Source organism: Amycolatopsis sp. NPDC000009 (assembly GCF_055563465.1).
Genome location: NZ_JBVHDI010000010.1, coordinates 184,628 through 197,941 on the forward strand (window position 1 = coordinate 184,628; position 13,314 = coordinate 197,941).

The window sequence follows — 13,314 nt, forward strand, 5'->3', positions numbered from 1 at the left end:
GCTCGCGTCGGGTACCTCCGAAGGGTGCCCAGGATCGGCTTGCTGTACCCGACGCGAGACCGTGGTGAAGACGATTTCCTCGCTCTCGCGGGAAAACTGAGTCCAGACCTCACCGTGGACTTCGCCTATGTCCCGTGGGGCGAGAGCGTCGGTCGCGTCGAAGACCTCGACGCGGCCGGAAAACACGAAGCCGTGCGCGAACTCGGCGCGCCGGGCCGGCTCGTAGCCGCAGCGCGGTTCGGCACGGCGCCGGACGTCGTCAGCTGGGCCTGTTCCAGTTGCAGTTTCACGCGCGGCCTCGACGGCGCGCTCGAACAGTCCCGCGTGCTCCGCGAAGGGCTCGGCGTTCCCGCGCGCAGCACTTCACTCGCGTACCTCACCGCGCTCGCCCACTTGGGCACCGCGCGCGTGGCGCTCGCCTCGGTCTACCACCGCGACACGACCGCGAGTTTCGCCGATTTCCTCGCGGAGGCCGGTGTTTCCACCGTTCATTCGGTCTCCGCCGACGCGCCTTCGGACCGGGCGCTCGCGGCTTGGGACGGCCGCCGCATCACGGAACTCGCCGCGGCGGCCGACCACGACGAGGCCGAGGCCCTGCTGATCCCCGAAACGGCCCTGCACACGACGCCGTTGCTCGAAGACCTCGAAACGGCCCTCGGCAAACCCGTCCTGACGGCCACCGCCGTCACCCTCTGGGATTCCTTGCACGCACTGGGCACCCCGCCGATCCGGCCGGGGCTCGGCGAGTTGTTCAGCCGCTGAGCCTGCCGCGCAGATCCTGCAGGATCTTCGTGAGCAGACGCGAAACGTGCATCTGGGAGATACCGATGCGTTCGGCTATCTGAGACTGGGTCATCCCGTCGAAGAACCGCATCGTGACGATCGCCCGCTCCCGCTCCGGCAGCCGTTCGAGCAGCGGGACCACGGTGTGCCGGTCCTCGATGTGTTCGAAGCGGGAATCCAGTTCTCCCACCACATCGGACAGCGGAAGCGAACCATCGCCGTCGTTGACCGGCCGGTCCAGGGACGACGTCTGGTAGCTGTTCGCGGCGAGGAGGCCTTCGCGCACGGTGTCGACGTGCACGTCGAGATGCCCGGCGAGTTCGCTGGGGGTCGGCGCGCGGCCGAGGGTCTGGGTCAGTTCCGTGGTCGCCCGCGAAAGCCGGGTGCGCAGTTCCTGCATCCCGCGCGGGACGTGGACCGCCCAGCCGGTGTCACGGAAGAACCGCCGCACCTCGCCCATCACCGTCGGCACGGCGTACGCCAGGAATTCCCCGCCCTGTCCGGGATCGAACCGGTCCACGGCCTTCATCAGACCGATCCTCGCCACCTGGATCAGGTCTTCCCTCGGCTGTCCTCGTCCGCTGAACCGGACGGCGATGTGCTCGGCGATCGGCAGCAGTTCGAGGATCAGGCGTTCCCGCAGCCGCCCCCGTTCCGGGTGACCGGCGGGCAAAGCGGCCATTTCGTCGAACAGGGGACGGCAGTGGGAGTAATCGTCCCTGCGCCGCGTACGGCGGGCGCGAGGGGCCTGGACCACGTCGTCCCGTAGGACGACGTGGTCGATGTCTTCCATGAGCGACGCAGCGTTCACCAAAGTCACCTCTCCCCGTGTCCGTGTCGCCGTACCGATACCCGGCGATCGGGGACGGCAAACATCGCCCCGGCCCTGACGGGTGATCTTCCGATTGGCCGGGGGGCCGAACGGGTATCCGCAGGGCACGACGAAGGAGGAACCATGCCTGAACAAAGCTGGAGTGGCAAACGCGAACGTCAGTACGAGCACATCAAGTCCTCTCAGAAGAAACGCGGCGCGAGCACCGGCCGCGCCGAGGAGATCGCCGCACGCACGGTGAACAAGAACCGCGCGCAATCGGGTGAGTCCAAGACCGCGAGCAAGAGTTCGACCAAGGACACCTCGCCACAGAAACGCGGCGGCCAACGGTCCGGCAACCGGAAGGGTCCCGGCGGGCCGACCAAGGACCAGCTCTACAACGAAGCGAAGAAGCGCAACATCAAAGGCCGGTCCACCATGACCAAGAAGGAACTGCAGAACGCACTCGGCCGCTGATCGGAGACAGGATGGACCACTCGCGCGCTCCGGTGCTGGAAGCCATCGACGCCTACCGCCGCGCGGGCGGGCTCGCCTTCACCCCACCGGGTCACAAACAGGGCCGTGGCGCGGATCCGCGCGTGCTGGAACTGCTCGGCCGTGCCGCGTTCGCGTCGGATCTGCTCACCCTCAACGGCTTGGACGACCGCAGGATGTCGCGCGGCATCCTCAGGCAGGCACAGGAACTGATGGCCGACGCGGTGGACGCGGAGCACACCTTCTTCTCCACCTGCGGAAGTTCACTCTCGGTCAAGAGCGCCATGCTCGCCGTCGCCGCTCCGGGTGAACGTCTCCTGGTGTCCCGCAACGCCCACAAATCGGTCGTCGCCGGGCTGGTGATCAGCGGTGTGCACCCGGTCTGGGTCCGCCCCCGCTACGACGAGGAGCACCATCTCGCGCATCCTCCCGGCCCGGAAGAGGTCGAGGCCGCGCTGGCGGACGCGCCCGACGTCAAAGGCATGTTGCTGATCACCCCGACCGACTACGGCACCTGCGCCGACATCCGCGGTGTCGCCCGCGTCTGCCATGCCGCGGACAAGCCGCTGATCGTCGACGAGGCGTGGGGCGCCCACTACCCCTTCCACGACGACCTGCCGACCTGGGCGATGGACGGCGAAGCCGATCTCTGCGTCACGAGCACGCACAAGATGGGCGGCGGGCTCGAACAGGCGTCGGTGTTCCACCTGCGAGGCGAGCGGGTCTCACCCGACGTGCTCAAGGCCAGGGAGGACCTTCTCGGCACCACGAGCACTTCCGCCCTGTTGTACGCCTCCCTCGACGGCTGGCGCAGGCAGATGGTCGAGCACGGTGAGGAACTACTGGGCGACGCGCTGGCGTTGGCCGCCCGCGTGCGGGCGAAGATCGAAGACATCCCCGGGCTGCACGCGCTCGCCGGGGAATTCCACCCGCTCGCTTTCGAACACGACCCCCTCAAGATCGTGATCGACGTCGCCGGGCTCGGCATCACCGGCTACCAGGCCGCCGACCATCTCGCCGAACGTCATCTACACACCGGGTTGTCCGATCACCGGCGGATCGCGGTGCAGATCACCCACGCCGACGACGAGGAGACGGTGTCCGCCCTGGTACGCGGCCTACGCGGGCTCACCCGCCACGATTTCGAGCGGCGGCCGGCGATCGACCTGCACTCCGCCGCCGAGCTGACCCTGGAAACGCGGATGCTGCCCCGCGACGCGTTCTTCGCCGACGCCGAGCATGTGCCGCTCGACAAGGCCGAGGGCCGCGTCAGCGCGGAGATGGTCAGCCCCTACCCGCCGGGTGTCCCCGCGATCGCTCCCGGTGAGGTGTTCACCGACGCGATCATCGATTATCTCCACACCGGCATCCGCTCGGGCATGTTCGTCTACGACGCCGCGGATCCGGAGCTGGGCACGGTCCGCGTCGTCGCTTAAGCGCCGGCCACCGTCAGGGTGGGCAGCAGGCCGGTGAGCTCCAGTGCCCGGTGCAGGACCTTGGACGGCGCGAAACTCAGGTCGATCCCGGCCTCCTGGCAGTGCCGATTCAGCCGCACCAGCACGGAAAGTCCCGAAGAATCGCAGAAGCCGACGCCGGTCATGTCGATCACCGCGACGTCCGGCGCGTCGGCCAGCAGCTCGAAGAGCTCGGTCCGGAGCCGGGAACTGGTCGAAATATCGATATCACCCGCCACCTCGACGGTGATCGTGTCTTCCGAGCCGGCCGTCTGGACCACGACGAGAGGAGCGGCCTGCCCTGCTTCGGTATCGATGGCCATCCATCGAAGGTAGAAGGGTGCGGCCGGGACCGCAACCGTCGCGACAGGACAGTCCGCTCAGGACGATTTCGGCCCCTGGATACCCACTCTCCGCGGATTCATGCGCCGAAACCGGGTTATCCTCGCCGCATGGCCTGCCGTATCACCGAACTCATCCTCGACTGCGCCGACCCGGTCCGGATGGCGGACTTCTGGTGCGAAGTGCTCGGGTACGTCGAAATCGGCAAGGACGGCGACGACATCGAGATCGGGCCGCCCGGCGTGGGCTTCGGCGGACCCCAGCCCACGTTGATCCTGAGCCGCAGCGATGACCCGAAGCCGGGCAAGCTCCCCCTGCACATCGACGTGAACCCCACCGACCGCGATCAGGACGCGGAACTGGAGCGGTTGCTCGCCGCCGGGGCGCGGCCCGCCGACGTCGGCCAGACGGGGGAAGAGTCGTGGCACGTGCTCGCCGACCCCGAGGGAAACGTGTTCTGCCTTCTCCGCGCCCGGGTCGACCCCTGAGAGACTGTCCACATCGGACTCTCGGTTGGCGGGTGCCGCCGCAGGGTACCCGGCAGGGGACGGCGGACACGAGTGGATGGTCAGCGATGGTGGACGAACGACTGTGGCAGCGTGACAAGATCGGATTCGGCTCCGGCGACAGCATGTCCACGGGCCCGCTGGCCGGGCAGTTCGCCGAACTCACCCGCCTGCTGCTGGCCGCCTCCACCCCCGCCCAGGTACTGGAACAGGTCGTCGCCGCCGCGTACCGGGTCGTCCCGGGCGCGGACCTGGTGTCGGTCACCCTGCGGGCCCCGGACGGGACCTTCCACACCCCCGTCTCGACCGGTGAAGTGGCGCTGGCACTCGACGAGGTGCAGTACCGCGCCGGCACCGGACCTTGCGTCGACGCCGCCGACAGCGGAAGCCCCGGTTACATCCGCAGCGAGGATTTGAAGGCGGAGAAGAGGTGGCCGGACTTCTCCCAGGCCGCCGTGCGGCACGGTTACACCGCGATCCTGTCGACCGTACTGGTTCCAGACGCGGCTCCGCCGAGGCTGCCCGGAGCGCTGAACATCTACAGCCGCCGCCCCGGCGCGCTCGATTCGCGAGCACAGGACTCCGCGTTGCTGCTCGCGACCCACGGCTCGCTCGCGCTGGCGGCCACCAACGCCGTGAGCCGGGCGGAGCTGGAAGCCGGCCATCTCCGGCGGGCCGTCGAATCGCGCGACGTGATCGGCCAGGCGAAGGGGATCCTCATGCAACGACGCGGCCTGACCGCCGACGAGGCCTTCGACCTGCTGCGCCGCACCTCCCAGGACCTCAACGTCAAACTCGCCGAACTCGCCCGCACCCTGGCCAGCCGGCACACGGAACTCGACACCCCGTGACGCGCGTCTGGTGCGGCGAAGGGAGCCCTGGCCCCGGCTGGGTCCGAAGTCCGTGAAGGCCTCCTTGAGGGACTCTGGGTCCCTCAAGGAGGCCTTCACGGACTGGGCACGCAGACGCGACTCGCGACGCTCCGCGCAACGGCCTCAGTCGAGGTCGAACCGGTCCAGCTCCATGACCTTGGTCCAGGCCTTGGCGAAGTCGGCGGCGAACCGCTCACGCGCGGCCTGCCCCGCGTAGACCTCGGAGAGCGCCCTCAGCTGGGAGTTCGAGCCGAAGACGAGGTCGACCGCGGTGGCCGTCCACTTCACCGCGTCCGTGGTGACGTCGCGGATCTCGTAGACGTTCTCCTCGGACTCCGACACCTTCCACTTGGTCCCCGGCGAGAGGAGGTTGGTGAAGAAGTCGTTGGTGAGCACGCCCGGCCGATCCGTGAAGACACCGTGGCGGCTTTCGCCGGCGGTGATCCCGAGCGAACGCAGGCCACCGACGAGGACGGTCATCTCCGGGGCGGTCAGGTCGAGCATGTACGCGCGCTCGACGAGCAGGACCTCCGGCTGGAGCTTCTCCTCGGGACGCAGGTAGTTGCGGAACCCGTCGGCACGCGGTTCGAGGAGCTTGAACGACTCGACGTCGGTGTCCTCCTGCGTGGCGTCGGTGCGGCCGGGGCGGAACGCCACGCTCACCTCGGTGCCCGCGTCACGCGCGGCCTTCTCGACGGCGGCCGTGCCCGCCAGCACGATCAGGTCGGCCAGTGAGATCTTGGCCCCACCGGCGTCGTTGAACTCGCGCTGGATGCCTTCCAGGGTCTCCAGGACGGTCCTGAGCTGCTCCGGCTGGTTGACCTCCCAGTCACGCTGGGGTTCCAGGCGGATCCGCGCACCGTTGGCGCCGCCACGTTTGTCGGTGGACCGGAAGCTCGCCGCGGACGCCCACGCGGTGCCGGCCAGCTGGGCGACCGTGAGCCCGGATTCGAGCACCTTCTTCTTGAGCGCGGCGATGTCGGCGTCCCCGACGAGCTCGTGGTCGACGTCCGGCACCGGGTCCTGCCACAGCTGCGGTTCGGGCACCCACGGGCCGAGGAAGCGGCTGACCGGGCCCATGTCGCGGTGCAGGAGCTTGTACCAGGCCTTGGCGAAGGCGAGGGCGAACTCGTCCGGGTTCTCCAGGAAGCGGCGCGAGATCTTCTCGTAGGCCGGGTCGACGCGCAGCGCCAGATCCGTCGTGAGCATGGTCGGCTTGTGCTTCTTGGCCGGGTCGTGCGCGTCCGGGATGATCGCCTCGGCGTCCTTGGCGACGTACTGCTTCGCGCCGCCGGGGCTCGTGGTGAGCTCCCATTCGTAGCCGAAGAGGATCTCGAAGAACCGGTTGCTCCACTGCGTCGGCTTGTCGGTCCACGTCACTTCGAGACCGCTGGTGATCGCGTCGGCGCCCTTGCCGCTGCCGTGGGTGCTCAGCCAGCCGAGACCCTGCGTCTCGAGCGGGGCGGCTTCGGGCTCCGGGCCCACGTGGTCGTCGGCGATACCCGCGCCGTGGGTCTTGCCGAAGGTGTGACCGCCGGCGATGAGCGCGACGGTCTCCTCGTCGTTCATCGCCATCCTGGCGAAGGTCTCCCGGATGAAATGCGCCGCCGCGGCCGGGTCCGCGTTGCCGCGGGGCCCCTCGGGGTTGACGTAGATGAGACCCATCTCGGTCGCGCCGACGTCGGGCACCATCTCGCTGTCACTGGCATAGCGCTCGTCACCCAGCCAGGTGTCTTCCGGACCCCAGAAGATCTCCTCGGGTTCCCAGGTGTCCACCCGGCCGAAACCGAAGCCGAAGGTCTTGAATCCCATCGATTCCAGCGCGACGTTCCCGGCGAGCACGAGCAGGTCGGCCCACGAGATCTGCTGGCCGTACTTCTCCTTGACCGGCCACAGCAGCCGCCGTGCCTTGTCGAGGTTGGCGTTGTCGGGCCAGCTGTTGAGCGGGGCGAACCGCTGCGCGCCGTCACCGGCGCCGCCGCGGCCGTCGTGGATGCGGTAGGTGCCCGCGGCGTGCCAGCTCATCCGGATCATCAGGCCGCCGTAGTGGCCGAAGTCGGCGGGCCACCAGTCCTGCGAGGTGGTGAGCACCTCGACGATGTCCCGTTTGAGGGCCTCGACGTCGAGTTTGGCGAATTCCTTGGCGTAGCTGAAGTCCTCGCCGAGCGGATCGGCCTTCGGCGAATGGGCGTGCAGCACCGACAGGTCGAGCTGGTTGGGCCACCAGTCCTTGTTGGTACGCGGGCGGCCGCCCGTCTTCGGCGTCGGCGAATCGATCGCCGGGTTCTCGCTCTCGCTACCGTGCGCGGTCACGGAGTCGTGGGCCACGGGGCAGCCCTTCTCCGGGTTGTCACTCATTTCTTTCCTTCCGGGGCAGGCGAATTCATCACTGGACGGGTTCGGCCGCGCAGCCGGGGCACAGGCCCCAGTAGACGACCTCCGCCTCGTCGATCACGAATCCGTGATCGCCCGAGGCGGTGAGACAGGGGGCATGGCCGACGGCGCAGTCGACATCGGCGATCGCACCGCAGGACCGGCACACGACGTGGTGATGGTTGTCGCCCACCCGGGTCTCGTACCGGGCGAGCGCGCCGGCGGGCTGGATACGCCGGATCAGACCGGTTTCGGTGAGCGCCCGCAACACGTCGTAGACCGCCTGGTGGGAGACCGTGGGAAGGTCGGCCCGCACCAGCGCTATCACCGTTTCGGTGTCGACGTGCGGATGATCGCGCAGCGCCGCGAGCACGGCCAGCCGGGGCCGAGTCACGCGCAGCGAAACCGCTCGCAGCTGTGCCTCGAAGTCGGACATCACCATGGACCATAAGAGCGTCTTTGGAACCGGTCAAATCAAGGCCCCCGAGGAGTGACGGCCGGTTTCGGCGGGGGCGGCTCCGGGTAGCCGGTGACCGGGCCATGACTTGCGTGAGGTGAGTTCATGACAACGACCGGAAAAGGCGGACCGCCGGGTCGCATCGGCACCGAAGACGTCGATTGTCTCGAAAACGCCGTCGATGTCCTGCGCGCGCTGGACTACCGGCAGGGCGGCGCCTTTTCCCACGACGCGGTGCGCGTCGTGAAATCGGTCAGCCTGCTGCTCAATTGGGGTTCGGTCCCCGGTGCGCTGCGGCCACGGCTGCTGACCGTGCTCGCCGATCTGCACAATCTGCTCGGCTGGACGGAATTCGACATCGGCCGCCGGATCCCGGCGCGGATCCGGTTCGACCGCGCGCTCGGTCTCGCCGCCGAAGCGGGAAACGACAATCTCGTCGCCAACATCCGTTACCGCCTCGGCAGGCTGGCGCTGCACCACGACGACGTCGAGGACGGGCTGAGCCAGCTCCGCCACGGCCAGGCCGCGGCCGACCGGTCCGGGTCCCGGCGGGCACGGGCGATCCTGACCGTCAACGAGGCGTGGGCGCTGGCCAAGACCGGTGACGAACGCGCCACCCTCGCGTGCCTCGCGCGGGCGGAATGCCAGTTCGAGAGCGCGAAAACCTGGGCACCCGCGCGCCCTTGGGAAGCCTTCTTCGGCACCACGGACATGGCCGCGATGCGAGGGACCGTCCTGACCGAACTGGCCCGGACGGTCACCTCGCGTCACAGCGACGAGGCGATCGCGCGGCTACGCGACGCCGTCGGCGGTTACGGCTCGGAAATGTCCCGCAGCCTGGCGCTCACGCTGATCATGCTCGCGCAGAACCACGCGCTCCAAGGTGATTTCGACGAAGCCGTCCGCACCGGCTCCGAGGCACTGGACCTGGCACACGGCCTCGGCTCCACCCGGACCAAGGACCGGCTCGCGCCGCTGGCGGCGCTCCTGCGCGGACACGCGACCGACCCCGCCTCCCGCGACCTGCTCCGCCGGATCGACCGCTACCGCGCCGAACCGGACCCGTGAGCGGCGAACCGCCGCCCGGGCAACGGCAACACGGACAGTCCACAAAGGACAGCCGTACCGGCCGCCACGGTCAGGGTCGCTCGTCCCGCGCCCGTGCTCCTTGTCACGCTAAGCTGGCGATCGTGAGTGGACCCTGGAGCGCCTCGGAAAGCCGCTCGCGCGCGGAAGAAGTCCGGCATCTCAACGCGATCAGCCATCTCGCGCCGGAAGACGGCGCACCGGAGACGAGCGGCCCGCTCGCCGGGATCCCGTTGGTGGTCAAGGACAACATCCACGTCGCGGGGATGCCGAACACCGCGGGCACCCCGGCGCTGGCGCACCACGTTCCACGCGAGCACGCGGAGGTGGTCCGGCGCCTGGTCCACGCGGGCGCCGTGGTCGTCGGCAAGGCGGCCATGCACGAACTCGCGTTCGGCATCACCTGCGACACGACCCCGCTGGGGCCGGTGCGCAACGCCTGCGACCCGTCCCGGTTCGCCGGGGGAAGCAGCGGCGGGACCGCGGTCGCCGTCGCGGCGGGCATCGTTCCGGCCGGCCTGGCGACCGACACCGGAGGCTCGGTGCGGGTTCCCGCCGCGCTCAACGGCGTTTGCGGTTTCCGGCCGACCTCGGGCCGCTATCCGTCCGGCGGTATGACGCCGTTGAGCACCACCAGGGACACGGCCGGGCCGATCGCCCGCACGGTCGCCGAGCTCGCCCTTCTCGACGCGGTGCTCGCGGGTGATGAGCCGGAGCCCTTGATCGAGAGCTCACCGATCCGGCTGGGCGTGCCGCACGGCTTCCTGACCGGCGACCTGGCCGAGGAGGTCGAAGAACTTTGGGACGCCGCGCTCGCCCGTTTGCGTTCGGCGGGCGTGGAACTGGTGGCGATCGACGACACGCCCCTCGCCGAACTAGTCGCCGACCAGGGAATGCCGCTGGTGATCCACGAGGCGGGCGTCGCGTTACGGTCCTACCTCGCCGAATACGTGCCCGAGGTCTCGTTCGAGCGTCTCGTCGCCGAGGTCGCCGCGGCCGACGTCCGCGCGATCTTCGCCGAGGCGGTCGTGCCGGGCCTCGAGCCCGCCGTCTACGAGGCGGCCCTCGCCACTCGCTCCGCGTTGCGCGACGCCTACGCGAAGATCTTCGCGGACAGCGGGATCGACGCGCTGGCCTTCCCCACCACCCCCGCGACGGCCCGGGATTTCTCGGCCGTCGAGGAGTTCGTCCACCGCGGGCGCGCGGTCCCGACCTTCGCGACCTTCATCCGCAACTGCCAGCCCGGCAGCATCGCGGGCTTCCCGGGCTTGACCGTCTCGATGGGCCGCGACCGCGACGGCCTGCCGGCCGGGCTGGCCCTCGACGGCGCCATCGGCGAAGACAGGAAACTGTTGGCGGCCGGAGCTTTCGTCGAGCGGGTGCTGGACGAAAGCTGAGTGGCAGCGTCGCGAATGCGGCTTTCGCGACGCCCGGCAACGGCCGACGTCAGGAGCCGAGTACCCGCCGCATACCGACGGTCCCGGGAGCCGTCTCGACGAACCCGTGCCGTTCGTACAGCCGCCACCCGGGCGGGTCGCCGAGCAGATTGACGTACGCGCCCGGGGCCGCGGCGTCGATCTCGGTGAGCAGGGCGCCGAGGACGGCGTCCCCGATACCGCGCCGCTGATGAGCGGGGAGGACGGCCATGTCGACGATGTGGAAGTACCACCCGCCGTCGCTGATCACCCGGCCCATCCCCACGGTCTCGCCGGTGGCCCGGTGGATCACCTGGACCGCCGCCCAAGCACCGCCGACCCCACGCTCGGCCTGGTCCCGCGGCGGTTCGCTGAGCCCCGCCTCGCGGCGCAGCCGCAGATAGTCGTCGACCGACGGCGAGCCCGCTTCCAGGCGGTAGGAGTCGTCCATGGTCGATCACCCTATTTTCCGGAGCCGGCCGGTAACCGGCGGCCGTGAACTCGACCAGGCAGGCGGGTTCAAGCCCGCTGCCGCACGAACCCCGCGATCCGTGGCGTGACGACGGCGGTGCCGTCGTCGATCATCTCCCGCATCCCCGCCAGCACCCGTTCGTCCGGCGAGCCGTGCACCTGGAAGTCCACCACCGTGCAGTGCGCCGACACGGCGTTGATGTGGTTCCCGGAAACCCGCCAGTGTTCGAGGACCGCGTCCGAATCGGCGTACATCTGGTAGCTGTAGGCCAGCATCCGGTCGGCGTCCACGAACGTCTGCACCATCACCTGCGGCGCGTTGCGCTCCACGAAGTCGATGGCTTCCCGGACGGCGGCGGTGAACTCCTCCAGCCGGCCGTCGGTGATCCGCATGGTGTTCCGGAACAGGAGCATTTCGTCTGCTTCGAGAGTCATGGCCCCATGGTCGGACCTCGATCCGGCTGGAGGTCAACCCCTGTCACATGGCGCTGGGGTCGTAGGCCAGCAGCTCCCAGGAGTGGCCGTCCGGGTCGTCGATCGCGCGGTTGTACAGCCAGCCCATGTCCTGGGCCGCGCGTGGCTCGGTGGCACCGGCGGCCAAGGCCGCCTCGGCGAGGCGATCCACTTCTTCGCGCGATCCGGCGGCCAGGGCGTTGATCACCTCGATCGGGCCGTCCGATGTGGACCTTTTGGTGAACGACGCGAACGTCTCGCGGGTCATCAGCTGCACCATGATCGTGTCGGCGAACACCATCTGGACCGAGGTGTCCCCGCTGAAATCGGGATTGACCGTCGCCCCCAGCGCCAGGTAGACCTTCGTGCTCGCGTCCAGATCGGTGACCGGCAGGTTGACGTAGATCTGCGTGATGGCCATGACATGCCCTCCAGGATGTTCCGGGTGCCGGGTGCTCCCGGCGTCACCACGAATCTAGGGGCGGACCGCGACCTCGGTCTTGTACAGAAGCGACAGCATCTCGTCGCCGTCGGCCCGCCGCAGCCGGGAGGCCGTGCAACCGGTGAACCGGGTCAGTGAGCGCGCCAGATGCGGCTGGTCGTGGTACCCGGCCAGCTGCACGACCTCGATCGGGGCCATCCCCTGCCCCAGCAGCATCACGGCCTGCCTGGCCCGCTCGATCTGCCGGATCGCGCCCTGGGTCAGCCCGGTGGCCGCGGCCACCCGCCGCTGTACCGACCTCGGCGTGACCAGCGTGGCCGCCTCGCCGCGAAGAACGGCGGTGACCAGCGGATCACGGACCAGCAATCCGGCACGGACCAGCCGATCCACGAAGACGTCGGCGTTGTCGTAAGAGGGCGTTTCCCACTCCTCGCCGTGCAGGACGAACGAGCGGGCCGTGGTGTGCGGGCTCGTCACGGCGGTGTCGACCAGTTCCGGCACCGGCAGCGGTGCCAGGAACGCGCCGTGGCGGAAAATGATCCCGACCGTTTCCCCCTCGCCCGGCCCCAGGTCCAGCACCGTGGGGCTCGTCTCGGGGCCCCGTACCGCCACGTGCGTCTCGCCCCGGTCACGCCACACCACGAGCTCCCAGTTCGAGTTCGCGATGGACCGCATCCGCGCCGGCACCGCGACGGCACCCGCCCCGGCCCGGTAGACCCGCTCCACGTACGGAGAATCGGACGGGCGCTGCTCGATGCCACTGGCCGGATCAAGGCTCACGGTCAAGAAGCTAACACTCGCAGGGGGACGGTAAGGCCTTCATCTCGCTATCGCTCCAGCCCCGAGGCGCCGTCAGGGACCAGGTGGTCCAGCACGCGCTCGGCCATGGCGCCGAGGGCATCGAGTTGCTCGGGCGACAGCAGGTCGAGGAAATGCCGCCGGACGGACTCCACATGCGAAGGCGCGGCCAGCTGGATCGTGCGCAGCCCGTCCTGGGTCAGCACGACGACCGCGCCTCTGGCGTCGCTCTCGCACTCCTCACGGGCGACCAGCCCACGCTGCTCCATCCGGCCGATGTGGCGGGAGAGCCTGCTCTTGGACCAGAGCATCCGGTCGGCCAAGTCGGTGAGCCGTCGCCGGTGCCCCTCGGACGAGGTCAGGGCGGACAGCACGTCGTAGTCGGGCATGGACAGCCCCGAGTCGGCCAGCAGGTCGCGGCCGATCTCGGCGTCCAGCAGCAACCGCATCCGCCGGTAGCCGATCCAGGCGCGGAATTCGGCGTCGTCCAGCCATTTCGGCTCAGCCATCCCCGGATCCTAGCGGGTTGGTTGACATGTACACGACTTGGCTGATT

The 13,314-nt window shown here is 69.3% G+C and carries 16 protein-coding genes; 7 read left to right on the forward strand and 9 right to left on the reverse strand.

The window, feature by feature from the left end:
• The first annotated feature begins 24 nt into the window (after positions 1 to 24).
• A complete protein-coding gene (locus ACZ3HL_RS25730; RefSeq protein WP_465534247.1) occupies positions 25 to 762 on the forward strand; it encodes a maleate cis-trans isomerase family protein in 738 nt (245 codons plus the stop codon).
• Here ACZ3HL_RS25730 and ACZ3HL_RS25735 read toward each other — a convergent pair.
• Positions 752 to 1,576 carry a SigB/SigF/SigG family RNA polymerase sigma factor gene (locus ACZ3HL_RS25735; RefSeq protein ID WP_465534437.1) on the reverse strand — a complete coding sequence of 275 codons (825 nt, stop codon included), beginning with the start codon at positions 1,574 to 1,576 and terminating at the stop codon, positions 752 to 754. The genes ACZ3HL_RS25730 and ACZ3HL_RS25735 overlap by 11 nt on opposite strands.
• 162 nt (positions 1,577 to 1,738) lie before the next feature.
• Between ACZ3HL_RS25735 and ACZ3HL_RS25740 the strand changes: the two genes are divergently transcribed.
• Both ACZ3HL_RS25740 and ACZ3HL_RS25745 read left to right on the forward strand, forming a co-directional pair.
• Positions 1,739 to 2,071, forward strand: coding sequence for a plasmid stabilization protein (locus ACZ3HL_RS25740; RefSeq protein ID WP_465534249.1), 333 nt, complete (start codon positions 1,739 to 1,741; stop codon positions 2,069 to 2,071).
• Positions 2,072 to 2,082: 11 nt separating this feature from the next.
• Positions 2,083 to 3,525 (forward strand): aminotransferase class I/II-fold pyridoxal phosphate-dependent enzyme, encoded by a 1,443-nt coding sequence (locus ACZ3HL_RS25745; RefSeq protein ID WP_465534251.1) that lies wholly within the window; start codon positions 2,083 to 2,085, stop codon positions 3,523 to 3,525.
• Here ACZ3HL_RS25745 and ACZ3HL_RS25750 read toward each other — a convergent pair.
• Complete coding sequence (locus ACZ3HL_RS25750) at positions 3,522 to 3,866, reverse strand: STAS domain-containing protein (RefSeq protein WP_465534253.1); 345 nt, start codon at positions 3,864 to 3,866, stop codon at positions 3,522 to 3,524. The two genes, ACZ3HL_RS25745 and ACZ3HL_RS25750, sit on opposite strands and share 4 nt — an antisense overlap.
• A 129-nt stretch (positions 3,867 to 3,995) precedes the next feature.
• Here ACZ3HL_RS25750 and ACZ3HL_RS25755 point away from each other — a divergent pair, with 129 nt between their 5' ends.
• Both ACZ3HL_RS25755 and ACZ3HL_RS25760 read left to right on the forward strand, forming a co-directional pair.
• On the forward strand, positions 3,996 to 4,373 hold the full coding sequence (locus ACZ3HL_RS25755) for a VOC family protein (RefSeq protein ID WP_465534255.1): 378 nt from the start codon (positions 3,996 to 3,998) through the stop codon (positions 4,371 to 4,373).
• An 86-nt stretch (positions 4,374 to 4,459) separates the two neighbouring features.
• Positions 4,460 to 5,242, forward strand: coding sequence for an ANTAR domain-containing protein (locus ACZ3HL_RS25760; RefSeq protein ID WP_465534257.1), 783 nt, complete (start codon positions 4,460 to 4,462; stop codon positions 5,240 to 5,242).
• Positions 5,243 to 5,386: 144 nt separating this feature from the next.
• Here the strand turns inward: ACZ3HL_RS25760 and katG are convergent, their stop codons facing one another.
• Entirely contained in the window at positions 5,387 to 7,621 is a 2,235-nt protein-coding gene (gene katG / locus ACZ3HL_RS25765; RefSeq protein ID WP_465534259.1) for a catalase/peroxidase HPI, read from the reverse strand.
• Between the two features lie 28 nt (positions 7,622 to 7,649).
• Entirely contained in the window at positions 7,650 to 8,078 is a 429-nt protein-coding gene (locus ACZ3HL_RS25770) for a Fur family transcriptional regulator (protein WP_465413925.1), read from the reverse strand.
• Positions 8,079 to 8,198: 120 nt separating this feature from the next.
• On the opposite strand from ACZ3HL_RS25770, the gene ACZ3HL_RS25775 reads away from it, so the two are divergent.
• Both ACZ3HL_RS25775 and ACZ3HL_RS25780 read left to right on the forward strand, forming a co-directional pair.
• Complete coding sequence (locus ACZ3HL_RS25775) at positions 8,199 to 9,161, forward strand: hypothetical protein (protein ID WP_465534261.1); 963 nt, start codon at positions 8,199 to 8,201, stop codon at positions 9,159 to 9,161.
• Between the two features lie 122 nt (positions 9,162 to 9,283).
• Complete coding sequence (locus ACZ3HL_RS25780) at positions 9,284 to 10,576, forward strand: amidase family protein (RefSeq protein ID WP_465534263.1); 1,293 nt, start codon at positions 9,284 to 9,286, stop codon at positions 10,574 to 10,576.
• Positions 10,577 to 10,625: 49 nt separating this feature from the next.
• On the opposite strand, the gene ACZ3HL_RS25785 is transcribed toward ACZ3HL_RS25780, so the two are convergent.
• The 5 genes from ACZ3HL_RS25785 to ACZ3HL_RS25805 all read right to left on the reverse strand — a co-directional run bounded on the left by ACZ3HL_RS25785 (position 10,626) and on the right by ACZ3HL_RS25805 (position 13,267).
• On the reverse strand, positions 10,626 to 11,045 hold the full coding sequence (locus tag ACZ3HL_RS25785; RefSeq protein ID WP_465534265.1) for a GNAT family N-acetyltransferase: 420 nt from the start codon (positions 11,043 to 11,045) through the stop codon (positions 10,626 to 10,628).
• Positions 11,046 to 11,113: 68 nt separating this feature from the next.
• Complete coding sequence (locus tag ACZ3HL_RS25790) at positions 11,114 to 11,500, reverse strand: hypothetical protein (RefSeq protein WP_465413933.1); 387 nt, start codon at positions 11,498 to 11,500, stop codon at positions 11,114 to 11,116.
• Positions 11,501 to 11,543: 43 nt separating this feature from the next.
• The gene (locus ACZ3HL_RS25795) at positions 11,544 to 11,939 is read right to left on the reverse strand and encodes a VOC family protein (RefSeq protein ID WP_465413936.1); all 396 of its coding nucleotides are present in this window, start codon (positions 11,937 to 11,939) and stop codon (positions 11,544 to 11,546) included.
• A gap of 54 nt (positions 11,940 to 11,993) precedes the next feature.
• Positions 11,994 to 12,740 carry a helix-turn-helix domain-containing protein gene (locus ACZ3HL_RS25800; protein WP_465534267.1) on the reverse strand — a complete coding sequence of 249 codons (747 nt, stop codon included), beginning with the start codon at positions 12,738 to 12,740 and terminating at the stop codon, positions 11,994 to 11,996.
• Positions 12,741 to 12,787: 47 nt separating this feature from the next.
• On the reverse strand, positions 12,788 to 13,267 hold the full coding sequence (locus ACZ3HL_RS25805; RefSeq protein ID WP_465534269.1) for a MarR family winged helix-turn-helix transcriptional regulator: 480 nt from the start codon (positions 13,265 to 13,267) through the stop codon (positions 12,788 to 12,790).
• Positions 13,268 to 13,314: the final 47 nt, after the last annotated feature.

Bases quoted from the DNA above. Each gene is read 5' to 3' on its own strand.
- ACZ3HL_RS25735 (WP_465534437.1), bottom strand. From the start codon at position 1,576: ATGGAAGACATCGACCACGTCGTCCTACGGGACGACGTGGTCCAGGCC.
- ACZ3HL_RS25745 (WP_465534251.1), top strand. From the start codon at position 2,083: ATGGACCACTCGCGCGCTCCGGTGCTGGAAGCCATCGACGCCTACCGC.
- ACZ3HL_RS25805 (WP_465534269.1), bottom strand. From the start codon at position 13,267: ATGGCTGAGCCGAAATGGCTGGACGACGCCGAATTCCGCGCCTGGATC.
- ACZ3HL_RS25775 (WP_465534261.1), top strand. From the start codon at position 8,199: ATGACAACGACCGGAAAAGGCGGACCGCCGGGTCGCATCGGCACCGAA.
- ACZ3HL_RS25790 (WP_465413933.1), bottom strand. From the start codon at position 11,500: ATGACTCTCGAAGCAGACGAAATGCTCCTGTTCCGGAACACCATGCGG.
- ACZ3HL_RS25740 (WP_465534249.1), top strand. From the start codon at position 1,739: ATGCCTGAACAAAGCTGGAGTGGCAAACGCGAACGTCAGTACGAGCAC.
- ACZ3HL_RS25770 (WP_465413925.1), bottom strand. From the start codon at position 8,078: ATGGTGATGTCCGACTTCGAGGCACAGCTGCGAGCGGTTTCGCTGCGC.
- katG (WP_465534259.1), bottom strand. From the start codon at position 7,621: ATGAGTGACAACCCGGAGAAGGGCTGCCCCGTGGCCCACGACTCCGTG.
- ACZ3HL_RS25760 (WP_465534257.1), top strand. From the start codon at position 4,460: ATGGTGGACGAACGACTGTGGCAGCGTGACAAGATCGGATTCGGCTCC.
- ACZ3HL_RS25755 (WP_465534255.1), top strand. From the start codon at position 3,996: ATGGCCTGCCGTATCACCGAACTCATCCTCGACTGCGCCGACCCGGTC.
- ACZ3HL_RS25795 (WP_465413936.1), bottom strand. From the start codon at position 11,939: ATGGCCATCACGCAGATCTACGTCAACCTGCCGGTCACCGATCTGGAC.
- ACZ3HL_RS25785 (WP_465534265.1), bottom strand. From the start codon at position 11,045: ATGGACGACTCCTACCGCCTGGAAGCGGGCTCGCCGTCGGTCGACGAC.
- ACZ3HL_RS25750 (WP_465534253.1), bottom strand. From the start codon at position 3,866: ATGGCCATCGATACCGAAGCAGGGCAGGCCGCTCCTCTCGTCGTGGTC.